The organism is Bradyrhizobium sp. JHI2711 (assembly GCF_056156565.1).
On sequence record NZ_JBPZPT010000003.1, the window covers coordinates 421,739 to 444,776 of the forward strand.

Consider the following 23,038-nt stretch of genomic DNA (forward strand, 5'->3'; position numbering starts at 1 on the left):
TGGAGTGAGCCTTTCTGGCGCGCCCGCCGGCCCCGACCATGGGCCCTGCGCATTGAGCGGGTACGAAGACTGGAAACGCGAAACAAAGGTGATGGCTCGCCCAGCGCCAGAATTATGGCTGCCTATCATGTCAACATTGTGCATCGCAACGCGGCAGAGGGGTGCGATGCGAAATTTAATCTCGGGGAGGATGAGGTTCCGGTATGGGGGAACCGGGGGTTGAGGTAGTGGGATGCGCCCGGCAACACACGCGCTCTTAACCCTCCCCTGCAGGGGGAGGGTCGGCTCGCAACGCGTCAGCGATGCGAGCCGGGGTGGGGTGAGCTCTCCACTCGGGGACCGCCTGTGGGGAGAGACTGTCACCCCACCTCGGTTCGCTCTCCGCTTCGCTGCGTGCGAACCGATCCACGGGCGAGCTACCCTCGTCCCGGACCCTCCAGGGGAGGATGGGCACCTGAGATGCCGCGCGGGTGCGTCTCTTCGCAAGCGCCCCACCCCTTGAATCCCTTGGATGCAACGTCGGCTCGGCTTGCGGGGTTGGCGGGATTAAGGTTATCGCCGCTTGGGGGACGCTTGCGGACGTTGGGCCGTGGACCTGGTCGCGCCTTCCGGGCGATACTAACCCTTTCTTAAGGCTGTCATTCCCGGCAGCCGCCACTCGTGAAGCGTGAGATGCAGCCGGCCTGATGACGCGTTCGGATTTCCAGTTGCGAGGGGTGGGCGATCCGCGGCTGGCCGTGCATGCGACCTCTGCCCTGCCGGTCTGGCTGTGGTCGACCGACGGCGCGCGCGTGCTGTGGGCCAATCCGGTCGGCGCAAAGCTGTTCGGCGCGGCCAACAGCGCCGGCCTTGCGGACAAGGTGTTCGGCCCCGCCGACAGCCATCGCCGCCAAATCGTCAGGCTCGCCCCCCAGCTGCCTGCGAACGGCGCAATGCGGCTGCAGCGGCTGCGCGGCTTCGGCGCCCGGTTAGGGGCGCTGATGACCTGTGCTTGCGCGCGGCTCGACTTTGCCGATGGCGGCCATGCCGTGCTGGTCATCGCGCTTGACCCGACGCTGCGCACCATGCCGCTGGTCGAGCGGCTGCATCGGCTGGTCGCCGGCGCCAAGGTGCCGATGGCGGCATTCGCGCCGGACGGGCTGTTCGTCGGCGCGAGCGAGGCCGCGCGCCCCCTGCTCGGCTTCCGCGATCTGCTCGAGGCCGGCCTCGATCGCGCCCGCAGCGATGCGCTGGCAACCGGCCGCGCCGCGGCGCCGATCGGCATCGGCCAGATGGTGCTGCAGCGGGTCGGCAGCGGCGCCGATATCGGCCTGGTCGCGCTGATCGAGCCGGCCGCCTCCACGGCGGCGCACGAGGCCGCGCCCGACGTCACGCCCGCGCAGCCTCCGGCCGCGGCGCCGGAGGACGCACAGCCTGCGCCAGACGAGGCACCGTCTGCGATTGCGCTGTTCGACGCTTTCACTGAACCGGCCGAACCGCCCGCCGAGACGATTGCGCCGACGCCCGCGCCGATCATCCTCGAGGCGGCCAAAACTCCGGTTGAAAACCAGCCGCAAGCCATTGTGTCGCCGCAGCCCGCGCCGATCAATGCGGGCATGGTCGAGCCGACTTCGGGCCAGGACTCTTCTAGCCACCAAGAGCCGCCCGCACCGCGTCAGCATCCGCTGCGCTTCCTCTGGCAGATGGATGAAGAGGGCCGCTTTGTGCTCGGCTCCGATGACTTCATCCGCCTGATGGGCACGCACACGGCCGCCGGCTTCGGCCGGCCCTGGCGCGAGATCGCCGAGGAATTCTCGCTCGATCCCGAGGGGCGCGTGGCGAAGGCGCTCGAAAGCAAGGATACCTGGGCCGGCATCACAGTGAACTGGCCGGCCGACGGCGGCGAGCACATTCCGGTCGAGCTCGCGGGCCTGCCGGTCTACGACCGCAACCGTGAATTCGCCGGCTTCCGCGGCTTCGGCGTCTGCCGCGATCTCGACGCGCTCAACCGGCTCGAGGCGCTCAGGCGCTTCGAGCTGCTGGTCGAGCCGCCGGCACAGGATCGCTCCACTGAGGCCGTCGCGTCCGATGCGGAGCCCGAGCCTGAAGCGGCGGCGGAAGCTGAGGCGGAGGGCGAAGCAGAGGCACCGCCGATCGCGCCATCCGAGCCTGAGCCGCAAGCCGAACCCGACCTGCCAGAGCCCACAAGCGAGACTTCACACCCAACCGAACTGGACACGCCCGTGGAAACGCCTCCCAATGTCGTGCCATTCCGCGTCGCCGGCGATACGCGGCCTCCGACGCTGACGCCGGTCGAGAACAGCGCCTTCAACGAGCTCGCGCGGCAATTGTCCGAGCGGCTCGAACGCGAGCGCGAGACCATCACGACCGACGCGGCCGGACCAGTGGCGGAGACCAGCGCCGAAGCACCGGAGCCGGAGCCGCCGCAGGCCGCCGCCGAATGGCTGACCGAGCCCGCACCGCCGCCGCGCGGGATGAGCGCGCGCGACCGCACGCTGCTCGACCTGTTGCCGACGGGCATCCTGATCTACCGGCTCGACCGCCTGCTCTACGCCAATCCCGCCTTCCTCGCGCGCATGGGCTATGACGGCCTGAACGCGCTGGAGCATGCCGGCGGGCTGGATGCGCTCTATGTCGAGCCGGGTGTGTCGGCGGCCAGCAGCACCACGCAAGGCGGCACGCCCGTCACGATCAGCGCGACGGCGCCAAATGGCGAAGCGCCGCCGGCCGCGACGGAAGCGCATCTGCACACGATCGACTGGGACGGCGACAGCGCGCATGCACTGATCTGCGCGCTGCCGCAGGCGGCGCCGATCGCGGCGGCTGCCGTCGCAGAGACCGTGGTGGCCGCAGAGCCTGACGCCGCGGACGCGGAGCCCGCGGCCGGCGATGCCGATGCCGAGGATCTCGCCGCCATCCTCGACACCACGGCCGAGGGCATCGTGATGTTCGACGCCGAAGGCAACATCCACGCCTGTAACCGCAGCGCGGAGGCGCTGTTCGGCTATGACGGCGAGGCGCTGCTGCAGCAGAATTTGCTGACGCTGTTCGCCCCCGAGAGCCAGCAGATCGTCGCCGATTATCTGGAAAGCCTGAAGAGCCAGGACATCTCCAGCCTGCTCGATCACGGCCGCGAGGTGCTGGGCCGCGAGAAGAAGGGCGGCGTCATTCCGCTTGCGATGATCATGGGCCGCACCCGCCCCGACGGGCCGAACTTCTTCGCCGTGTTCCGCGATCTCTCGCACGCCAAGAAGGGCGAGAGCGAATTGACGAAGGCCCGCCGCCTCGTCGACGGCGCGGCCAACGCCAAGGCCGACATGCTGGCGCGGATCAGCCACGAGATCCGCACGCCGCTCAACGCCATCATCGGCTTTGCCGAGGTGATGATCTCCGAGCGCTTCGGCGCGCTCGGCAACGAGCGCTACGGCGAATACATGAAGGACATCCGCGCTTCCGGCGAGCGCGTCATCGCCATCATCGACGACCTCCTGGAGCTGTCGCGGATCGAGACCGGCAAGCTCGACCTGAATTTCGCGAACTTGAACCTCAACGACCTGGTCGAAGCCTGCGTGACGGTGATGCAGCCGCAGGCCAACCGCGAGCGCATCATCATCCGCACCTCGCTCGCCCATGCGCTGCCGCAGGTGAGCGTCGATGCGCGCGCGATGCGGCAGATCACCATGAACCTGATCTCGAACTCGATCCGGCTCGCCAGCGCCGGCGGCCAGGTCATCGTCTCGACCGCGCTGACCGACCGCGGCGAGATCGCGCTGCGCATCCGCGACACCGGCCACGGCCTTTCCGAGCGCGAAGTCGCCGCCGCGATGGAGCCGTTCCGCACCCCGCCGCCGGGCGATGCCGCCGACAGCTCGGCGCTGAGCCTGTCGCTGACGAAAGCGCTGGTCGAAGCCAACCGCGCCCGGTTCAACATCAAGAGCGCCGGCCACGGCACGCTGATCGAGGTGGTGCTCGCGCCAGCGCTGGCGGGGGCGTAGGGCGCGGCACGCTCAAGCCGTCATTCCGGGGCGCGCCTCTTGGCGCGAGCCCGGAATCCATCGATCCGCATCAATGGTGGTGCAATGGATTCCGGGCTCGTCGCTTCGCGACGCCCCGGCATAACGGCGGGGGCTCACGCCGCCCGCACCGTCTCCAGGAACCTGCTCACCTCGATCTTCAGCCGGCTGCTGTCGTTCGACAGCGATTGCGCCGCGGACAGCACCTGCGAGGAGGCAGATCCCGTCTCGGTCGCGCCCTGGCGCACGCTGGAGATGTTGGCGCTGACCTGCGTGGTGCCGGCGGCGGCGCTCTGGACGTTGCGCGAGATCTCGCTGGTCGCGGCGCCCTGCTCTTCCACCGCGGCCGCGATGGTGGAGGAGATTTCGGACAGGCGCTCGATGGTGCCGCCGATGGTCTTGATCGCACCGACGGAATCTTGCGTCGCGACCTGGATGCTCGAGATCTGCTGACCGATGTCACCGGTCGCCTTCGCGGTCTGCTCGGCCAGGGCCTTCACTTCCGAGGCCACCACGGCAAAGCCGCGTCCGGCTTCGCCCGCGCGCGCGGCCTCGATGGTGGCGTTCAGCGCCAAGAGATTGGTCTGGCCGGCGATGGCGTTGATGAGCTCGACCACGTCGCCGATACGCGCGGCCGCCTTGGACAATTCGCTGACGCGATCGTTGGTCTGCCCGGCCTGGGTGACGGCCTCGCCCGCCATGCGCGCGGAGGCCTGCACCTGGCGGCTGATCTCGTTGACGGAGGCGGTCAGCTCCTCGGCGGCGGACGCCACCGACTGCACGTTGGTCGCCGCTTCCTCGGACGCCGCCTCGACCAGCGTGGCAAGCTCGGTCGAGCGGCTGGCGGTCGTGGTCAGCGACGTCGCCGACGCCTCGAGCTCATTGGCCGCCGACGACACGGTCTCGACGATCTCGCCGATCGCGCCTTCGAAATCATCCGCCATCCTGATCATGTCAGCGCGGCGGCGCTCGGCGGCGAGCTTGTCCTGCCTGATCTTCTCTTCGGCCTCCTCCTGCGCCTTCCGCTCGGCGTTGATCTTGAAAGTCTCGACGGCTTGCGCGATCTCGCCGATCTCGTCGGGCCGGCCGAGGCCGGGAAGAACGATGGCGAAATTGCCGTTGGCAAGCTCGATCATCGCCGCGCGCATCGCGGTCAAAGGCCTCGAGACCGAACGTCCGATGAAGATGCCGAGGCCGAGCACGCTCGTCGCAATCAGCGCGATCGCCACCGCAATCCAGAACTGGATGCTGGTGCGCTCGGCCTCGTTGAGACGGTCGGCATCGGCACGGATGCGGTCGACCGATGTCGAGACCTGCTCGATCACCGGCTCGACCGACGCGAAGGCCTCGGACATCGCCTTCGATTCGGCCGCCAGCTTCAGCGCGGTCTCCATCCAGGCGGAGAAGTCGCGCTGATAGTCGGCGAGCTTCTGGCGCAGCTCGGCCTTGGCGCCGTCGGCAATGGCTGCCGCGTCGAGGCCTGCGGCAAATTCGGACGCGCGCTTCTTCATCTCCTCGCCATATCTGGCGTTCCGACGCAGCATGAAATCCTTCTCATGCCGGCGCATCATCAGCATGATCACCTTGAGCTCGGAATTCTGGAACTGGTCGACCTGGCTTTCGATGCCGTGGACGGAAGCGCGCAGGCGGCCTTCGAGCCCGGATTTCTCGTCGAGGCCGAGCCGCTGCCGTTCCTCGACCACCGCGGCGAAGCGGGCCTGATAGGTCTTCAGCGACGCATTCATCGCGTCGATCTTCTGCGCCAGCTCGGGCTGGCCGAGCGCTGCGATCTTGCCGCGGAGCGTCTCGATGTCGAGCGCCACCTGCCGGCCGATCTCGACCTGTCGCTGCGCCCTGGCCGGATCGCTGCGCAGCAGAAAATCCTTCTCGGCGCGGCGCGCCTCGAGCAGCTCGACCGCGATCCTGTTGTTCAGCTCGAACACGGTGCGCGCATCCTCGGCCGCGTCGCGATAGACGCCCATCCTCCGCTCGCCGTAGAGGTGAATGCCGCCGATCAGGACGACGCCGATGACGCCAATGACGCCGATCGCGGTGATCTTGTGAGTGAGTCGCAGGGAGAGGAGCCGCATCGTGAACCAAGCTGGTGGTGAGCGATGCCGTTAATGAAGCGATATTCGGTGAAAGCTTCCGTTAATTTGCGGGCACGTATTAATACGTGTATTTCACTACAATGCTCGCCGTTGTGCACGGTGACGTGCACAGGCACAGTTCCAAAAAAGAAGCACGGCGCTTCACCAGCGCCGTGCTTCCTTGTCTGCGCGAGACTTGGGCCTTTAGTGATAGATCTCGAACAGGCCGGCGCCGCCCTGGCCGCCGCCGATGCACATCGTCACGACGCCCCACTTGGCCTTGCGGCGGGCGCCTTCCTGCAAGAGGTGGCCGGTGAGACGGGCGCCGGTCATGCCGAAGGGATGGCCGATCGCGATCGAGCCGCCGTTGACGTTGTACTTGGCGGGATCGATGCCGAGCTGGTCGCGGCAATACAGGCACTGGCTGGCGAAGGCCTCGTTGAGCTCCCACAGATCGATGTCGTCGATCTTGAGGCCGGTGCGCTTGAGCAGCTTCGGGATCGCGAACACCGGGCCGATGCCCATCTCGTCCGGCTCGCAGCCGGCGGTGGCCCAGGCGACGAAGCGGCCGAGCGGCTTGAGGCCGCGCTTCTCGGCGTCCTTGGCTTCCATCAGCACCACCGCGGCGGCGCCGTCGGAGAGCTGGCTGGCATTGCCGGCGGTGACGAACTTGCCCGGGCCCTTCACCGGCTCGAGCTTTGCCAATCCTTCCATCGTCGTTTCGGGGCGATTGCATTCGTCGCGATCGACGGTGTAGTCCACGATCGACTCGGCCTTGGTCTGCTTGTCGACGACCTTCATCTTGGTCTTCATCGGGACGATCTCGTCCTTGAACTTGTTCGCCTGCTGGGCCGCGGCCATGCGGCGCTGCGATTCCAGCGAGAACTCGTCCTGATATTCACGGCTGAGCTTGTAGCGCTCGGCGACGATGTCGGCGGTGTCGATCATCGCCATGAAGATGTCGGGGGCGACCTTGAGCAGTTCCGGATCGACCGATTCCTTCGGCGTGCCGCCGCCGGGAATCGAGATGCTCTCGACGCCGCCGGCGACGATGCAATCGGCGCCGTCGGAGCGGATCGAGTTCGCGGCCATCGCGATGGTCTGCAGGCCCGACGAGCAGAAGCGGTTCACCGACACGCCGGCGGTGGTCTTCGGCAGCCCCGCGAGCAGCGCGGCCTGGCGGCCGATGTTCGGCGCGCCATGGGCGCAATTGCCGAGATAGCAGTCCTCGACATAGTCCTTCTCGACGCCGGCGCGGTCCACCGCGTGATGAATGGCGTGGGCCGCGAGCGACATCGGCGGCGTGATGTTGAACCCGCCGCGGCCGGATTTCGCCAGGCCCGTGCGCGCATAGGAAACGATGACGGCTTCACGCATTGTTTTCTCCCTTGTCGAACGATTTGGAACGGAGCGTCCTGACGCCATTGGTACACAAAGATTGGGGGTGGGGAAAATGAAAACGCCGCCTCCGGCGATGGAGACGGCGTTGTTCCGCGTGTCGGAATATATGATATGATGATCGTCATTCCGGGGCGTGCGCGCCCGCTCTATCCACACGTCATGCCCGGGCTTGTCCCGCCTGCGCGGCCGAAGCCGCTTCGGCGCGGCGAAGGCCCGGGCATCCACGTTCTTCGCGCCGAGCGGCAAGACGTGGATGGCCGGGTCATAGGCGAGCGGAAGCGACGCCGTCCTTCGGACAGCTATGCCCGGCCATGACGCCGGTGGGAGCCGCTCAGAACGTCAGCGCCTTGGCCTGCTTGACCTGCGGCAGGGCCTGCACCTTGGCGAGCACATCGGCCGGCACCACACCGTCGACCTCGACCAGCGCAATGGCATCGCTGCCCGGAGCGACCCGGCCGAGATGGAAGGTCGCGATGTTGATCTTGGCGTCGCCCAGAAGCCCCGCGAACTTGCCGATGAAGCCCGGCTTGTCCTCGTTGGTGACGTAGATCATCGACTTGCCGAACTCGGCGTCGACGCGGATGCCCTTGATGTCGACGAGGCGCGGCTTGCCGTCTGCATAGACGGTGCCCGAGACCGACCGCTCCTGCCGCTCGGTGGTGACCGTGACGGTGATCAGGCTCTCATAATCGCTCTGCGCGGCGCGGACGATCTCGTCCACCACCATGCCGCGCTCCTTGGCGACGACCGGCGCGGACACGACGTTGACCTCGCCCAGCATGGGCCGCAGCAGGCCCGACAGCACCGCGGAGGTGATCGCCTTGATCTTCATCTCGGCGACGTGGCCCTCATAGGTGATCTCGACCTTGAGGATGCCGCTCTCGGTGAGCTGGCCGGCGAACGAGCCGAGCTTCTCGGCGAGCGCGATGAACGGTTTCAGCTTCGGCGCTTCTTCCGCCGTGATCGAGGGGAAGTTGACCGCGTTCGAGATCGCGCCGGTGAGCAGGTAATCCGACATCTGCTCGGCAACCTGCAGCGCGACGTTCTCCTGAGCCTCGGTGGTGGAGGCGCCGAGATGCGGCGTGCAGATCACGTTGGGATGGCCGAACAGCACGCTCTTGGTCGCGGGCTCCTCGACGAAGACGTCGAAGGCGGCGCCGGCAATGTGCTTGGCGTTGAGCGCATCGACCACCGCCTGCTCGTCGACGAGACCGCCGCGGGCGCAATTGATCAGGCGCACGCCCTTCTTCATCTTGGCGATCGCGGCCGCGTCGATGATGTTCTTGGTCTTCTCGGTCAGCGGCGTGTGCAGCGTGATGAAGTCGGCGCGCCTGAGCAGATCGTCGAGATCGACCTTCTCGACGCCGATGTCCTTGGCGCGCTCCGGCGACAGGAACGGGTCGAACGCGATCACCTTCATGCGCAGGCCGAGCGCGCGGTCGGCGACGATCGAGCCGATATTGCCGCAGCCGACGACGCCCAGCACCTTGCCGGTGATCTCCACGCCCATGAAGCGGTTCTTCTCCCACTTGCCGGCCTGCGTCGAGGCATCGGCCTGCGGGATCTCGCGGGCGAGCGCGAGCATCAGGGTGATGGCGTGCTCGGCGGTCGTGATCGAATTGCCGAACGGCGTGTTCATCACGATGATGCCCTTGGCCGTCGCGGCCGGGATCTCGACATTGTCGACGCCGATGCCGGCGCGGCCGATCACCTTCAGCCTGGCCGCCTTCTCGAGGATCTTGGCGGTCGCCTTTGTCGCGGAGCGGATCGCAAGGCCGTCGTAATTGCCGATGATCTCGGCCAGCTTGTCCTTGTCCTTGCCGAGATTGGGCTGGAAGTCGACCTCGACGCCGCGATCCCTGAAGATCTGCACGGCAGCGGGCGAGAGCGCGTCGGAAATGAGAACTTTGGGTTTGGTCATGGGATTTGTCCTTCACACCCTCCCCTGGAGGGGGAGGGTCGGCGCGAAGCGCCGGGGTGGGGTGAAGCTGCAACAAAGAAAGTCGCCGGTACGTCGTGTGGAGAGATCACCCCACCCCGCCGCACCTGGCGGTGCGTCGACCCTCCCCCTCCAGGGGAGGGTCAGAGCATCACGCTGCCTTGGGCAGAGCGGCCTTGGTCTCGGCGAAGGCCCAGTCGATCCACTGCGTCAGCAGCTCGACGTCCTTTGCTTCCACCGTGGCGCCGCACCAGATGCGCAGGCCGGCCGGCGCGTCGCGGTAATAGGCGAAGTCGTAGCCCGCGCCTTCCTTCTCGACGAGGGCCACCAGCTTCTTGCTGAACTCCGCCTGCGCGTCCTCGGAGAGCGAGGTGATCGCGGGATCGGTGAACTTCAGGCACACCGAGGTGTTGGAGCGGATCGAAGCGTCCTTGGCGAGGAAGTCGATCCAGGGCGTCTTCGCCTTCCAGTCCGCCAGCACCTTGGTGTTGGCATCGGCGCGCGCGATCAGCGCCTTGAGACCGCCGATCGACTTGGCCCAGTTCAGCGCATCGAGATAATCCTCGACGCAGAGCATCGACGGCGTGTTGATGGTCTCGCCGACGAAGATGCCTTCGTTGAGCTTGCCGCCCTTGGTCATGCGGAAGATCTTCGGCAGCGGCCAGGCCGGCTTGTAGGTCTCGAGCCGCTCCACCGCGCGGGGCGACAGGATCAGCATGCCATGCGCGGCCTCGCCGCCGAGCGCCTTCTGCCAGGAGAAGGTGACGACGTCGAGCTTGGCCCAGTCGAGCGGCTGCGCAAATGCGGCGGAGGTCGCATCGCAGATGGTCAGGCCTTCGCGGCTCGCGCTGATCCAGTCCGCGTTCGGAACGCGCACGCCCGACGTGGTGCCGTTCCAGGTGAAGACGACGTCGCTCTTGGGATCGACCTTCGACAGATCGGGGATCTCACCGTAGGCCGCATTGAGCTTGGTGACGTCCTTGAGCTTCAATTCCTTGACGATGTCGCTGACCCAGCCCTCGCCGAAGGATTCCCAGGCGAGCGTGGTGACCGGCCGTGCGCCAAGCAGCGACCACAGCGCCATCTCGACCGCGCCGGTATCGGAGGCCGGCACGATGCCAATGCGGTAATCGGCGGGGACCTCGAGCACTTCGCGCGTCAGGTCGATCGCGAGCTTGAGCTTGGCCTTGCCGATCTTCGCGCGATGCGAGCGGCCGAGAGCTGCGTCCTTGAGATTTTGGGCGTTCCAGCCGGGGCGCTTGGCGCAGGGGCCGGAGGAGAAATGCGGCACGGTCGGCCGCGAAGCGGGCTTCGCTACAGTCATGATCTACCCTTCCAGATAGTAAGCCTCCCGTTGGGGGGAGGTGTCCCGCCGCGGCTGATACGGGAATCGGGAAGGTCCGTCAAGGAAGTTCCGGGGCCTCACGCGCCAGTGATGGCGCTTCCGGTGCAATATCAGGGGATTCGACAACAGTGAGCGCGTTCAGCAAGTCCGTGGCATCGCTGATCAATTGCGCCGCCTTGCGGCGGCTTCCGACCTTCAAAATGCATTTGTCATTGGCCTGCACGACGTAGTCGTTGCCGACCTTGATCATCGAATAGCTTGTCATTGAAATGTCCCGAACCGAGCGAGCCCGGTGTCAGATGCCCCCGTAGCACCCTTCGTTCCTTCATCAATGTGAACGACGGAGCGGTAGTTTACCGGCTCTTAACACGACCGAATGAAAAGCCCGCTTTTCGCCGGCTGCGCAGCGCTCGCGTCGCGCTGCCTCAAAAGCGGACAGTCATGCCGACGTGACTCGCCGTGAAGCCGAGCCGCTTGTAGAAGCGCTGCGCATCGACGCGCGTCTGATGCGTGAGCAACTCGACCAGATTGCAGCCGCGCGCCTTTGCTTCCGTCACGGCCCATTGCACCAATTGCTCGCCGATGCCGCGGCTGCGACACTCGGTGGCAACGCGAACGTCCTCGAGCAGTCCGCGGGATCCGCCCTGCGAGCTCAGGCCCGGCAGAATCGCGAGTTGCAGGCAGCCGACCACCCTGCCCTCACTCTCGGCAACCACCAGCGTCAGATTCGGATCGCGCGCGATCCGCGCGAATGCGTCGTAATAGGCGGCCGGCAACGGATCCTCCACGCGCTCGCGCGCGCGGCCGAGATGATCGTCGGCGAGCATCGCCACGATTGCGGCGACGTCCTCGCGGCGCGCGGGACGGATAGAGACGGCTTCGGCATTCATGTCAGGCGACTCCGCACCTCAGCGCGCCGGCGGAAGGCCGAGAAACGCTTCGACGTCGCCGATCCAGCGGCGGACGGAGGCATAACGGCCGAGGTCGAAGCCGCCTTCATGCGCGAGGCGCGTATAGGCGAGCAGCGACACGTCGGCGAGCGACACCTCCTCGCCGGCGAACAAGCGGCTGGCGGCGAGATGCTGCTCCATGCGGTCGAGCGCCGCATGGCCGCGCTTGACCTTTTCAGGATCGAGCTCGGAGGCATCCTTGCCGAGATAGACCATGAGGAAGCGGCACACGGCGATATAGGGCTCGTGGCTGTACTGCTCCCAGAACAGCCATTCGTCCATCTTGGCCGCCGTGAAGGCGTCGCGCGGAACCAGCGCGCTGTCGCGGGCGACATAGCGGACGATGGCGTTGGACTGCGCCAGCGTACGGCCGTCGTCGAATGCGACGGTCGGCACCTGGCCGGCGCCGTTCATCTTCAGGAATTGCGGCGTGCGCGTCTCGCCCTTGCGGGTGTCGATCTCGATCCACTGGTAGGGCACAGCGAGCTTGTCGCAGACCCACTTCACCTTGAGACAATTGCCGGAATTGCTGTCGCCGTAGATCTTCATCGCTGCCGCCCCGCTTTCGGAACGAGAGAGCATCAGGACGAAGCGCAGCTGTCAACAGGAAGCGGACGGCTCAGAACTTGTAGCCGACGCCGAGGCGCGCGTTGTTCAACGTCACCTGCGTGTTCATGACGGGCGAGAATCTCACATATTCGTATTCGATGCGGGCGAACAAGCCGTCCCAAACGCAGTATTCGAGCCCGAGGCCGGCGGTCCAACCCACTGCGTACGTGTTGGTCCTGTGCTGACCTTGCGTGCCCGACTGCGCAGGAACCGGGCCCCACGTTCCAAGTATCGTCGTGGTGTTGCCGAAGAAATCCGTCGTCGTCGTGTCCTGTCGCATCGAGACGCTGCTGGTCACGGTGCGCGACACGTCCATTCGCCCGACGGCAGCGCCCATGAAGGCATAAGGCATGAAGCTGCCGCCGTCCCAACCCACGCGGCCGCGGAGCGTCACCATGTCTTTGACCTGTGCCGCCGCGGCACCCGTCAGCGTGACGGCATAGTTGTTGGTGACGCCGGGCGCCCGCACCTCACCAGGCGGGTTGACGATGACGAGCGAGTTGGTTCCTGACGTCAATGTCGCCATATCGTTGAAGTAGCTGTAAGTGCCCTCGAGACTGAGAACGGCATCATACCATTGCCAGTTGCGGCCGACGAAGCCACCGAAATTGGTGCTTTGAGTGTTGGTCTTGTTCAGCAGCGACCACGTCGAGGTCGGCCCCTGGAGTACGCTGTCGCGGAAGATGTAGTTGGTCAGTCCGACCACGCTCTGACTGAAATCCGTGGCATCTGCGGTATAACCGCCATGACCGCCGACATAGAAGCCATTCCAATTGACGGAGGTCTTCGACAGACCGTCCGCGAAGCCGCCGCGCAGCACGGGCAGGTCCGGCATGTCGGCCGCTTGCGCGGCAGACACCGTCCCCAACATCGCCGCTGCCAACACCAGCCTACGCATCACCACGCTCCATCGGACTCGAACTGTTGCGATGATCATCGCCTGTTAACCTTAACCAATGGTTGCGCCGGGCGCCTTCGCCGCACCTCGCCATGAAAAATACGCAAAGCAAAACGGCGCGGGATGATCCCGCGCCGTTAAGGAGTCCTAACCGATCAGGTTGCGATCAGCCCTTGGTGACCAGCGGCGGCGGCACGTAGGCCGGCGGGCTGTTGAGATCCCAGCGCACGCCGAGCTTGACGTCGTGCGAGGTGATGTCCCTGACCTTGATCGAGGTCGGGCCGGAAGCGCTGTTGTCGAACAAACGGTAGTTGCCGGGCGCGGCATCGCCGAGGTTCATGTAGCTGTAGGCCAGTTCGACGGTGAAGCCGGGATTGACCTTGTAGGCAAGACCGGCGTGAGCGGCCCAGGCGAGGTTCCACTTTCCGTTGTCGGCAAAGTAGGCGACGCTGTTGTTGAGCAGCGGGCTGTAGGACACGCCGTCGTCGCGGAAGCCGCTGAGCTTGTTGTAGGAGCCGCCGACGCCCGCGCCGATGAACGGAGTGACGCACCACCAGGTGCCGAGGTCGACATAGGCGTTGGCCATCACGAGCCACTCGGACTTGCTGCCGCTGTAGTTGTTGACGCCGACGAAGCCGGGTCCCACGACATTGTCGCTACCGTGCAAATTGGCCTTGCCCCGGTACTGGCCGATGACGTCGGCGCGGAACCAGTTGTTGAAGCGATAGCCGACGCCGAGGCCGAACAGCGGCGAGGAGTCGAAGCCGAGGCCTTCCGTCGTCTTCGAGTACCCGGCCGGCAGGGCGCTCTCGATGCGCTTCGCGCTCTGGTTGGTCATGCCGATGTCGCCGCGCAGATACCAGCCGCCGAAGTCGGCGGGCGGAGCCGGCGGCGCGTACATCGGAGGGGGGGCGGCGATCGGCATATCGGCGGCGAACGCCATAGACGAGATCAGGGTTGCCGCACCCGCGGCAAGGAGAGACTTAACGCTACGCATTGGCTTCGTCCTTATGGCCGGTGAGGCTGAATACGAGCGCCTCACGTTCTGGAAACTCACGGGGGGACGATGCCAGCAAATGTTTAAGCGCCACTTAACCCTAATTTTTAAGGTTGATTTTTTCTCACCCTACACGCGCGCGCCGTGCGAGCGTTGCAAAAATGCCGCGCCAAATGCGACACCGGCCGCCGCATTCCCTAACGATGTGTGAAGCCGCAACGCGGCAAGAGAGGATGCGTTAACGCGCGTTTCGCGGCAGCTTGGGCAGGAACACCGCGAGCAGCCCGATCGCCGGCAGATAGGCGCAGACCTGGTAGACGAACTCGATCGAGGTGTGGTCGGCGAGCTTGCCGAGCACGGCCGCGCCCAGGCCCCCGATGCCGAAGGCGACGCCGAAGAACACGCCGGAGATCAAGCCGAAGCGGTGCGGCACCAGCTCCTGCGCAAACACGATGATCGACGACGTCGTCGAGGAGATGATCAGGCCGATGGCGACGCTGAGCACCGCGCTCGCAACGAGCCCGGCATAGGGCAGCGCCAGCGTGAACGGCAGCGCGCCGAGGATCGAGATCCAGATCACGATCTTGCGGCCGAAGCGGTCGCCCAGCGGACCGCCGAGAAACGCACCCACGGCGTTCGCCGCGAGAAAGACGAAGAGATAGATCTGGGCTGCCTGCGTCGAGACGCCGAAACGGTCGATCAGGTAGAAGATGTAATAGCTCGACAGGCTCGAGACGTAGAGCTGTTTGGAGAACAACAGCACGACGAGCACTGCGAGCGCTACCGCGACACGGCGCGAGCTCGGCGCGCCGGGCTGGCTGTGGACGGGCGCCGCTTTCTTCGTCGCGATCTGCGGCGCGTACCAGCGCCCGATGCGCCAGAGAATCAGGATGGCGAGAAACGCGATCGAGGAGAACCAGGCGATGCTGCCCTGCCCGAACGGCACCACGATCAACGCGGCGAGCACCGGCCCCATCGAGGTGCCGAAGCTGCCGCCGAGCTGGAACACCGATTGCGCAAAGCCGTAGCGTCCGCCCGAGGCGAGCCGCGCGATGCGCGCCGATTCCGGGTGAAACACCGCCGAGCCGAGGCCGACCAGCGCGGCGGCGACGAGGATGACGAGATATTGGTGCGCGACGCTAAGCAGCAGCAGGCCGAAGAAGGTCGAGGCCATGCCGACCGCGAGCGAATAGGGCTGCGCCTTCTTGTCGGTGTAGTGCCCGACCACCGGCTGCAGCAGCGAGGCCGTGAACTGGAATGCCAGCGTGATCATGCCGATCTGCGCGAAGTCGAGCGCGTAGGCGTCCTTCAGGATCGGGTACACCGAGGCGATCAGCGACTGCATGGTGTCGTTGAGGAAGTGCGAGACGCTGATGCCGGCGAGCACGATATAGGCCGGCCCCTTGGCGGCGGCCGGCGCCAATTCGGCGACGACGACGGGCTCGGTCAGCGTTTCCTCTGAGACGACGACAGGCTTGTTCAAGGCGGCAATCCGGCGCGGCAGATTGCCGCGAGGTGCTGATTACGACGCAAGCGACGGTGGGACCAGCGTCAATCGCAAATGGCTGGGATGCGCCTCTTACCCTCTCCCCTTGTGGGAGAGGGTGGCTCGCCGCGTTAGCGGCGAGACGGGTGAGGGGTTTCTATCCTCACGAGCTGTGTTGCGAGCGGATAGAACCCCTCATCCGGCGCTTCGCGCCACCTTCTCCCGCAAGGGGAGAAGGAAGGACTCAAGCCGCGGCCTGCCCCAATGCCGAAACAATGGTGTCGACGACGTCCTCGACGAGGTGACGGTCCTCGCCTTCGCCCATGACGCGGATCACGGGCTCGGTGCCGGAGGAGCGAATCAAGAGGCGGCCGTGGCCGTTGAGGCGCTTCTCGCCGTCGGAGATCGCCGACTTGACGTCGGAATCATCGAGCGGCTTGCCGCCCTTGTGGCGTACGTTCTTGAGGATCTGCGGCAGCGGATCGAAGCGGTGGCAGACTTCTGACACCGGGCGGCGCAGCTTCTGCACCACGGCGAGCACCTGCAATGCGGCGACGAAACCGTCGCCGGTCGTGGCGTAGTCGGACAGGATGATGTGGCCGGACTGCTCGCCGCCGAGATTGTAGCCGCCGTTCAGCATCTGCTCGAGCACGTAGCGGTCGCCGACCGGCGTGCGCACCAGCTCGAGCCCCTGCCCTTGCAGGAAGCGCTCCAGCCCGAGATTGGACATCACGGTGGCGACGATGCCGGGACGCGAAAGGCGTCCGTCCTCCTTCCAGCTCTGCGCGATCACCGCGAGCAGCTGGTCGCCGTCGACGACATGGCCGCGCTCGTCGACCAGGATGACGCGATCGGCGTCGCCGTCCAGCGCAATGCCGATGTCGGCGCGCATCTCGCGCACCTTCTTCGACAGCGCCTCCGGCGAGGTCGAGCCGCAATCCTTGTTGATGTTGAAGCCGTCGGGCTCGACGCCGATCGGCACCACGTCGGCGCCCAATTCCCACAGCGCCTCGGGCACCACCTTGTAGGCGGCGCCGTTGGCGCAATCGATCACGACGCGCAGGCCCTCGAGCGAAAGGTCGCGCGGCAGCGTGCGCTTGGCGAATTCGATGTAGCGGTCATGCACGCCGTCGATGCGGCGGGCGCGGCCGAGGCTCGCGCTCTGGGCGAGCCGCTTGTCGAGGGATTCGTCGAGCAGCTGCTCGATCTGCCGCTCGACATCGTCGGAGAGCTTGAAGCCCTGCGGGCCGAACAGCTTGATGCCGTTGTCCTCGAACAGATTGTGCGAGGCCGAGATCATCACGCCGAGATCGGCGCGCATCGACTTGGTCAGCATCGCGACCGCCGGCGTCGGCATCGGGCCGACCAGCAGCACGTCCATACCGACCGAGGTGAAGCCTGCGACCATGGCGTATTCGATCATGTAGCCGGACAAACGGGTGTCCTTGCCGATCACGACGCGGTGGCGGTGGTCGCCGCGCTGAAACGCAAGGCCCGCGGCCTGGCCGACCTTGAGCGCGAGCTCCGGCGTGATCAGTCCGTTGGCGCGGCCCCTAATCCCGTCCGTCCCGAAATATTTGCGGCTCATATCGTCCCCCAAGCAGCAACCAGGGACTCCCCTCTACAACCACGGGCTGCCCCAACGGGACCCGCATCCCTGATTTGCCGAGGTCTTATAAAGCTATCGCGGCTAACTTGGCTTCAAAAAATATGATGAATCATTACGGAACCGGCGCCGCGACCGCCCCCGATAACACATTGTTAACATTGCAATTCCGGCGTGACCAGCGAAAAGCGGTGGAACTCGCCTTAATCCGAGCGCTTCACATGGCCGTCCGCGCGGCTGGGCGCCGGCTGGGTGACATTGACGGGATCGGAGCCCGGGAAGGTCTCCTCCAGCCCCTCTTCGAGCGCCTCCTCGAGATCATGCTTCTCCTTGATCTCTTCCGGCGAAGGTCCTGCGTGCGGCTTCGTCATGACGCTCTCCTTGGCACTCTCCTTCCAAAACGTTCTGCAAACGATTTGGCTGTGCATCCAACCATGCTAGATGACCCCGAAATCTTCCGATGCAAGACTGTTTGGTACGTGACGGGCCGGGGAAACGACATGAAGCATATTACCTGTATCGACGATCTTCGCACGCTGCATCGGCGCCGCGTGCCGAAGGCATTCTTCGACTATTGCGACCGCGGCTCCTACGCCGAGGAGACGCTGCGCGCCAACCGCGAGGACATGCAGGCGATCAAGTTCCGCCAGCGCATCCTGGTCGACGTCTCCAAGCGCGACACCTCGACCACGATCCTCGGCGAGCCGTCGACGATGCCGCTGATCCTCGCGCCGGTCGGCCTGCTCGGCATGCAGCACGGCGACGGCGAGATCCACGCCTGCCGCGCCGCGCAGGCCGCCGGCATCCCGTTCACGCAATCGACGATGTCGATCTGCTCGATCGAGGACATCGCCGCCAGCGTCGAGAAGCCGTTCTGGTTCCAGCTCTACGTCATGAAGGACCGCGGCTTCATCAAGGAATTGATCCAGCGCGCGATGGCCGCCAAGTGCAGCGCGCTGGTGCTCACGGTGGACCTGCAGGTGATCGGCCAGCGCCACGCCGACATCAAGAACGGCATGACGGTGCCACCGGAATGGTCGCTGTCGAAGCTGCTGGACTTCGCCAGCAAGCCCGCCTGGGTCTCCGGCGTGCTGCAGGGCAAGCGCCGCACCTTCGGCAATATCGCCGGCCACGTGAAGAACACTGAAGATCTCAACCGCCTCGCCGAATGGACGGCCTCGCAGTTCGACACCTCCTTGAACTGGAAGGACGTCGAGTGGGTCCGCAGCATCTGGCCGGGCAAGCTGATCATTAAGGGCATCCTCGACGTCGAGGACGCCGAGGAAGCCGCCAAGACCGGCGCGCAGGCGCTGGTGGTCTCCAACCACGGCGGCCGCCAGCTCGACGGCGCGCCGTCCTCGATCGAGGTCCTGCCCGAGATCGCGGACGCGGTGGGCGACAGGATGGAGATCATGTTCGACGGCGGCATCCGCTCCGGCCAGGACGTGATGCGCGCGCTGGCGCTCGGCGCAAAGTCGTGCATGATCGGCCGCGCCTATGCCTATGGCCTCGGTGCCGGCGGCCAGGCCGGCGTCGCCAAGGCGATCGACATCATCCAGAAGGAGCTGCTCACCACGATGGGCCTGTGCGGCGTCAACCGGGTGGACGAGATCGACGATCACGTGATTGCGGTGTGAGTGCGTCTGCCGGGATGCCGCAGCAATAATCACTGTCGTCCCGGACAAGCGCGCCCAAAGCGCGCGCCGATCCGGGACCCATAGCCACAGAAGGGTGTGGCTATGGGGGCTCGGAGTGGCCTGCTTCGCGCAACAACTTTTCCCTGTGGTTATGGGTCCCGGACCTGCGCTGACGCTTGTCCGGGACGACGGCGGCATTTCAGGCGGCAGGTGCGCGTCTCACAGCCCCTCACATCGGCGGCGTCAGGCCGTCTCGGCCGACGCTGACGCGGTTGGTCTCGAACGAGCCGTCGGGCAATTGCTTCATGAAGGCGATGACCTTGGCGCCGGGCTTCAGCTCGGATTTGTCGCCGGGCACGAAGGTCACGACCGGCGTGTCGTCGGCGACGAACACCTTCTTCTCGCCGTCCTTGTACTTGACCAGCAGCGTGTGACCGTCATTGCCGACGACGCTCTCCGCGACGGTCGCATTGGTCATGCTGGAGTTGGGCTTGAGGTCCCAGGGTCGCGAGCCTTCGCCGGTGCCGCGCATGCTTTCCGGAAACACGTGCACCTCGACGGCGTTCTGGCTGCCGTCCGGTCCCGGCACGGTGGTGGCGCCGATGAACGAGCCCGGCTTGATGTCGGCGAGTGAAATCTTCGTGACGCCCGACACGTTCACGTCGGAGGCGAGGCGAAGCTTGACCTCTTCACCGCTGCGCGACTTGACCTGCATGGTGTCGCCATTGACGCTTTCGATGGTGCCGCGCACGCGCGTCGGCACCGGCGCTCTCTGGGCGAAGGCGCAGTAGGTCGAGACGACCACCATCGCGACGGCGATCAGGGGGCGTGTGAAAGTTGCACGTTGAACAGGCATGACGGTCTCCGATTGTCCCACGACGTAGAACTCCAGAGATGGTGTGCTATTCGCCGCGCCCCTCTCAAGTCTTCGTGAGATCGGCTTCGACCAATGCGCGCAGCTCGGCGGTGACCTCGGGCCGCCGCCCGAACCACAGCTCGAAGCCGCGCACCGCCTGATGCAGCAGCATGCCGAGCCCATCGGCGGTCTTCAGGCCGCGCGCCGTCGCCGCAGCGAGCAGCGGCGTCACCAGGGGAACGTAGACGAGGTCGGCGACGACGGCATCTTGCGGCAGGCGCGCGAGGTCGACGTCGAGTGAAGGCTGGCCATGCATGCCGAGCGAGGTCGTGTTCACGAGAAGCTTTGCGCGCGGCAGCACGTCGCCGATCGCGTCCCACGGCAGCGGATGCACGTTCGATCCGAACTGTTGTGCCAGCGTCTCGGCCCGCGCCATGGTGCGATTGGCGACATGTACGCAGCTGATGCCGCGTTCCAGCAACCCAAACACGACCGCGCGCGAGGAGCCGCCGGCCCCCAGCACCAGCGCTTCCTCGGCCATGTCCCAGCCGGGCGCGCTGGCGTCGAGATTGTTGATGAAGCCTTCGACATCGGTGTTGGTGGAGCGCAGCTCGCCGTCGGCAAACCACAGCGTGTTGGCGGCGCCGACCGCCCTGGCGCGCGCGTCGGGCGTTGACAGCGCCAGCACGGCTTCCTTGTGCGGGATGGTGACGTTGGCGCCGACGAAGCCGCGCAGCGACAGCCGCAGCACGAAATCGCGCAGATCCTCGGGCGGCACCGCCTCGATGACATAGCCGCCCTCGATGCCGAGCGTGCGCAGCCAGTGATGGTGGATCAGCGGCGAGCGCGAATGCGCGGCCGGCCATCCGATCAGACAGGCTGCAGGGGGCTTGGGCGCGGTCATCTTTCCCTCGGGTCGTTTCCGAGGCGATCCATTTCGCGTCGCGCCCGCTCTGTCAAGCGCGCGCGGTCAGCTCGCAGCGGTCTCGTCGGCGGCCCGGCCCTTGATGTCGGCGATGGCGCGCTCGAGGCTCGTGCGGTAGCGCGCGCGCGGCGGCGTGACGCCATGGGTGAGCAGCGCGCGGCGGACCGTGGGCGAGGCCCCCGTGATGAACAGCCTGATGCCCTGGCGGTGCGCCTTGGCGGCGACGCGGCCGATCACGTTGGCCGCGGTCGAATCCAGGAACGGCACCGCGGCGAAATCGACCACGAAGGCCTTACGCCTGTCGGCAATGCCGTCGAGCACGCTGCCGATCGCCGAGGCCGCGCCGAAGAAGAACGCGCCGGTGATGCGATAGACCAGCACGTCGCGGTCGACCGCAAGCGCGGGATCGTAACGCACACGGTCGCCGTTGCCGTCGTCGGGGCGATCATCCGCAACCAGTGGCGTCCGCTCCTCGATGCCGGTCATCTCCGCCATGCGATGGATGAACAGGACCGCGCCCAGCGCGAAGCCGACCAGGATGCCCTCGGTGAGATCGCGGAAGATCGTGAGCAGGAAGGTCGCGAGCAGCACCACGGCATCGCCCCATGACGAGCGCAGCAGAGTTGCGAATTCATGCTTCTCCGCCATGGTCCAGGCCACCACCACCAGCACCGCGGCGAGCGCGGCCAGAGGGATGTAGCTTGCAAGCGGCGCCGCGACCAGCATGAACAGCAGCAGGAACACCGAATGCAGCATGCCCGCGAGCGGCCCGCGCGCGCCGGCGCGGATGTTGGTCGCGGTGCGCGCGATCAGCCCGGTGACGCAGATGCCGCCGAACAGCGCCGAGCCGATATTGGCCGCGCCTTGCGCCACCAGCTCGCAATTGGAGCGATGACGGCGGCCGGTCATGCCGTCGGCCACCACCGCCGACAGCAGCGATTCGATCGCCGCCAGCAGCGCGAACGCGATCGCATCCGGCAACACCGCCCTTGCCTTTTCCAGTGAGAACGCGGGCAGCGCCGGCGATGGCAATTCGCGCGGGATGCCGCCGAAGCGCGAGCCGATGGTCTCGACCGGCAACGACAGCACCGCGCTGGCGACGGCTGCAAACACGACCGCGATCAGGATCCCGGGCCAGGACGGCCGCCAGCGACGCAAGGCGGCGATAATGCCGATGCTGACGAGGGCGACCGCGACGGCGGACGGATTGATCGTGTTGAGGCCGCCGGCGAGCGCGACGAGCTTGGGCACGAACTCGCTGGGCTCCTTGCCCGCGAGCGTGATGCCGGAGAGATCGCGGAGCTGGCTGGCAAAGATGATGACGGCGATGCCGGCGGTGAAGCCGACGGTGACGGGATAGGGAATGAACTTGATGTAGGTGCCGACCCTGAGCAGCCCTGCGCCGATCAGGAACAGGCCCGCCATCATGGTGGCGAGGATGACGCCATCGACGCCATGCCGCTCCGCAGTCGCCGCGACCAGAACGATGAACGCACCGGCAGGGCCGCCGATCTGGAACCGGCTGCCGCCGAGTAGGGAGGCGATGAAGCCGCCGGCGACGGCGGTGTAGAGGCCGCGGTCCGGCGTCACGCCCGAGGCAATCGCGATCGCCATCGACAGCGGCAGCGCGACGATCGCGACCGTCAGGCCTGCGAAGACGTCGGCGCGGAAATCCGCAAGGCCGTAACCTTCGCGAAAGACGGTGACGAGCTTCGGCAAATACAGTTCGGCAAAGGTCGGCTGACGCAGCTGGTGCAGCCGTCCTGCCTGATCGCTCGTGATGCTCATGTCAGCAAGGTGCTCCGCTGGCCCCACAATGCTCCGAAGCATCGTGCGTCCTAAGGTGCGACGATGCGCTAGCCCATCTTGATCCCGGGCATGATCAACGCGCGATCATGCTCCGACACGGCGCGGCGGCCCCGGCTCCTTCAAGCGAACGCCACGTCCGCCGCTGTCGCTGCGGGCCTGCTCGCCGATCAGCTCGACGCCGGCCCGGTCGAACGCCTCGACCACCTTGATCAAGGTCTCGACCACGCCACGAACATTGCCGGTGGAGGCCTCCATCCGCTGGATGGTCGGCAGCGACACGCCGGCGAGCTCGGCCAGGGTTTTCTGGTCGATGCCGAGCAACGCGCGGGCTGCCCGCATCTGGAACGAGGTGATCACCTTGGCCTCACTTACGAGCAGTTATAAGTGATATCTGGAACATATACAATGATGTAAAATACATCATCTCGGGATGAATGCAAGCGACTGCCCGTCTGGCTCCTCCGTCATTGCGAGGAG

General features: G+C 66.1%; 18 protein-coding genes. 2 read left to right on the forward strand and 16 right to left on the reverse strand.

The window, feature by feature from the left end; all coding sequences use genetic code 11:
* Positions 1–686 precede the first annotated feature (686 nt).
* Positions 687–3,995, forward strand: coding sequence for a PAS domain S-box protein (locus ACTEK7_RS24245; RefSeq protein ID WP_225148073.1), 3,309 nt, complete (start codon positions 687–689; stop codon positions 3,993–3,995).
* A gap of 134 nt (positions 3,996–4,129) precedes the next feature.
* Here ACTEK7_RS24245 and ACTEK7_RS24250 read toward each other — a convergent pair whose 3' ends face one another.
* The 12 genes from ACTEK7_RS24250 to ACTEK7_RS24305 form a co-directional block, all read right to left on the reverse strand.
* Positions 4,130–6,103, reverse strand: a complete 1,974-nt coding sequence (locus ACTEK7_RS24250; RefSeq protein WP_225148074.1) for a methyl-accepting chemotaxis protein — start codon at positions 6,101–6,103, stop codon at positions 4,130–4,132.
* Between the two features lie 204 nt (positions 6,104–6,307).
* A complete protein-coding gene (locus tag ACTEK7_RS24255; RefSeq protein ID WP_036030944.1) occupies positions 6,308–7,480 on the reverse strand; it encodes a thiolase family protein in 1,173 nt (390 codons plus the stop codon).
* A gap of 355 nt (positions 7,481–7,835) precedes the next feature.
* On the reverse strand, positions 7,836–9,425 hold the full coding sequence (gene serA / locus ACTEK7_RS24260) for a phosphoglycerate dehydrogenase (protein WP_036030940.1): 1,590 nt from the start codon (positions 9,423–9,425) through the stop codon (positions 7,836–7,838).
* A 169-nt stretch (positions 9,426–9,594) separates the two neighbouring features.
* Positions 9,595–10,767: a phosphoserine transaminase gene (locus ACTEK7_RS24265; protein WP_225148075.1), complete on the reverse strand. Its 1,173-nt coding sequence runs from the start codon at positions 10,765–10,767 to the stop codon at positions 9,595–9,597.
* A 79-nt stretch (positions 10,768–10,846) separates the two neighbouring features.
* Positions 10,847–11,053: a hypothetical protein gene (locus tag ACTEK7_RS24270; RefSeq protein WP_036009515.1), complete on the reverse strand. Its 207-nt coding sequence runs from the start codon at positions 11,051–11,053 to the stop codon at positions 10,847–10,849.
* A gap of 160 nt (positions 11,054–11,213) precedes the next feature.
* The gene (locus ACTEK7_RS24275; RefSeq protein ID WP_225148076.1) at positions 11,214–11,678 is read right to left on the reverse strand and encodes a GNAT family N-acetyltransferase; all 465 of its coding nucleotides are present in this window, start codon (positions 11,676–11,678) and stop codon (positions 11,214–11,216) included.
* Positions 11,679–11,696: 18 nt separating this feature from the next.
* The gene (locus ACTEK7_RS24280; RefSeq protein WP_225148077.1) at positions 11,697–12,287 is read right to left on the reverse strand and encodes a glutathione S-transferase family protein; all 591 of its coding nucleotides are present in this window, start codon (positions 12,285–12,287) and stop codon (positions 11,697–11,699) included.
* 70 nt (positions 12,288–12,357) lie between these two features.
* The gene (locus ACTEK7_RS24285; protein ID WP_036009512.1) at positions 12,358–13,245 is read right to left on the reverse strand and encodes an outer membrane protein; all 888 of its coding nucleotides are present in this window, start codon (positions 13,243–13,245) and stop codon (positions 12,358–12,360) included.
* Positions 13,246–13,411: 166 nt separating this feature from the next.
* Positions 13,412–14,242 carry an outer membrane protein gene (locus tag ACTEK7_RS24290; RefSeq protein WP_036009511.1) on the reverse strand — a complete coding sequence of 277 codons (831 nt, stop codon included), beginning with the start codon at positions 14,240–14,242 and terminating at the stop codon, positions 13,412–13,414.
* Positions 14,243–14,480: 238 nt separating this feature from the next.
* Positions 14,481–15,725 carry an MFS transporter gene (locus tag ACTEK7_RS24295; protein ID WP_275945335.1) on the reverse strand — a complete coding sequence of 415 codons (1,245 nt, stop codon included), beginning with the start codon at positions 15,723–15,725 and terminating at the stop codon, positions 14,481–14,483.
* 247 nt (positions 15,726–15,972) lie between these two features.
* Positions 15,973–17,316 carry a phosphoglucosamine mutase gene (gene glmM / locus ACTEK7_RS24300; RefSeq protein WP_036009507.1) on the reverse strand — a complete coding sequence of 448 codons (1,344 nt, stop codon included), beginning with the start codon at positions 17,314–17,316 and terminating at the stop codon, positions 15,973–15,975.
* A gap of 221 nt (positions 17,317–17,537) precedes the next feature.
* A complete protein-coding gene (locus ACTEK7_RS24305) occupies positions 17,538–17,705 on the reverse strand; it encodes a hypothetical protein (RefSeq protein ID WP_167361667.1) in 168 nt (55 codons plus the stop codon).
* A 129-nt stretch (positions 17,706–17,834) separates the two neighbouring features.
* Here ACTEK7_RS24305 and ACTEK7_RS24310 point away from each other — a divergent pair, with 129 nt between their 5' ends.
* Complete coding sequence (locus ACTEK7_RS24310) at positions 17,835–18,971, forward strand: alpha-hydroxy acid oxidase (protein ID WP_036009502.1); 1,137 nt, start codon at positions 17,835–17,837, stop codon at positions 18,969–18,971.
* 229 nt (positions 18,972–19,200) lie between these two features.
* On the opposite strand, the gene ACTEK7_RS24315 is transcribed toward ACTEK7_RS24310, so the two are convergent.
* From ACTEK7_RS24315 to ACTEK7_RS24330, 4 genes are all read right to left on the reverse strand, one after another.
* Complete coding sequence (locus ACTEK7_RS24315; protein ID WP_225148078.1) at positions 19,201–19,827, reverse strand: hypothetical protein; 627 nt, start codon at positions 19,825–19,827, stop codon at positions 19,201–19,203.
* 64 nt (positions 19,828–19,891) lie between these two features.
* Positions 19,892–20,731: a shikimate dehydrogenase gene (locus tag ACTEK7_RS24320; protein ID WP_225114093.1), complete on the reverse strand. Its 840-nt coding sequence runs from the start codon at positions 20,729–20,731 to the stop codon at positions 19,892–19,894.
* 66 nt (positions 20,732–20,797) lie between these two features.
* Positions 20,798–22,540, reverse strand: a complete 1,743-nt coding sequence (locus ACTEK7_RS24325; RefSeq protein ID WP_036040100.1) for a SulP family inorganic anion transporter — start codon at positions 22,538–22,540, stop codon at positions 20,798–20,800.
* Positions 22,541–22,645: 105 nt separating this feature from the next.
* Positions 22,646–22,918: a helix-turn-helix domain-containing protein gene (locus tag ACTEK7_RS24330; RefSeq protein WP_008566993.1), complete on the reverse strand. Its 273-nt coding sequence runs from the start codon at positions 22,916–22,918 to the stop codon at positions 22,646–22,648.
* Positions 22,919–23,038: the final 120 nt, after the last annotated feature.

Excerpts from the sequence above, each read along its gene's own strand:
- ACTEK7_RS24325 (WP_036040100.1), bottom strand. The coding sequence starts at position 22,540 with ATGAGCATCACGAGCGATCAGGCAGGACGGCTGCACCAGCTGCGTCAG.
- ACTEK7_RS24280 (WP_225148077.1), bottom strand. The coding sequence starts at position 12,287 with ATGAAGATCTACGGCGACAGCAATTCCGGCAATTGTCTCAAGGTGAAG.
- ACTEK7_RS24250 (WP_225148074.1), bottom strand. The coding sequence starts at position 6,103 with ATGCGGCTCCTCTCCCTGCGACTCACTCACAAGATCACCGCGATCGGC.
- ACTEK7_RS24320 (WP_225114093.1), bottom strand. The coding sequence starts at position 20,731 with ATGACCGCGCCCAAGCCCCCTGCAGCCTGTCTGATCGGATGGCCGGCC.
- ACTEK7_RS24255 (WP_036030944.1), bottom strand. The coding sequence starts at position 7,480 with ATGCGTGAAGCCGTCATCGTTTCCTATGCGCGCACGGGCCTGGCGAAA.
- ACTEK7_RS24305 (WP_167361667.1), bottom strand. The coding sequence starts at position 17,705 with ATGACGAAGCCGCACGCAGGACCTTCGCCGGAAGAGATCAAGGAGAAG.
- ACTEK7_RS24310 (WP_036009502.1), top strand. The coding sequence starts at position 17,835 with ATGAAGCATATTACCTGTATCGACGATCTTCGCACGCTGCATCGGCGC.
- ACTEK7_RS24265 (WP_225148075.1), bottom strand. The coding sequence starts at position 10,767 with ATGACTGTAGCGAAGCCCGCTTCGCGGCCGACCGTGCCGCATTTCTCC.
- glmM (WP_036009507.1), bottom strand. The coding sequence starts at position 17,316 with ATGAGCCGCAAATATTTCGGGACGGACGGGATTAGGGGCCGCGCCAAC.
- ACTEK7_RS24290 (WP_036009511.1), bottom strand. The coding sequence starts at position 14,242 with ATGCGTAGCGTTAAGTCTCTCCTTGCCGCGGGTGCGGCAACCCTGATC.
- serA (WP_036030940.1), bottom strand. The coding sequence starts at position 9,425 with ATGACCAAACCCAAAGTTCTCATTTCCGACGCGCTCTCGCCCGCTGCC.
- ACTEK7_RS24285 (WP_036009512.1), bottom strand. The coding sequence starts at position 13,245 with ATGCGTAGGCTGGTGTTGGCAGCGGCGATGTTGGGGACGGTGTCTGCC.
- ACTEK7_RS24315 (WP_225148078.1), bottom strand. The coding sequence starts at position 19,827 with ATGCCTGTTCAACGTGCAACTTTCACACGCCCCCTGATCGCCGTCGCG.
- ACTEK7_RS24275 (WP_225148076.1), bottom strand. The coding sequence starts at position 11,678 with ATGAATGCCGAAGCCGTCTCTATCCGTCCCGCGCGCCGCGAGGACGTC.
- ACTEK7_RS24245 (WP_225148073.1), top strand. The coding sequence starts at position 687 with ATGACGCGTTCGGATTTCCAGTTGCGAGGGGTGGGCGATCCGCGGCTG.
- ACTEK7_RS24270 (WP_036009515.1), bottom strand. The coding sequence starts at position 11,053 with ATGACAAGCTATTCGATGATCAAGGTCGGCAACGACTACGTCGTGCAG.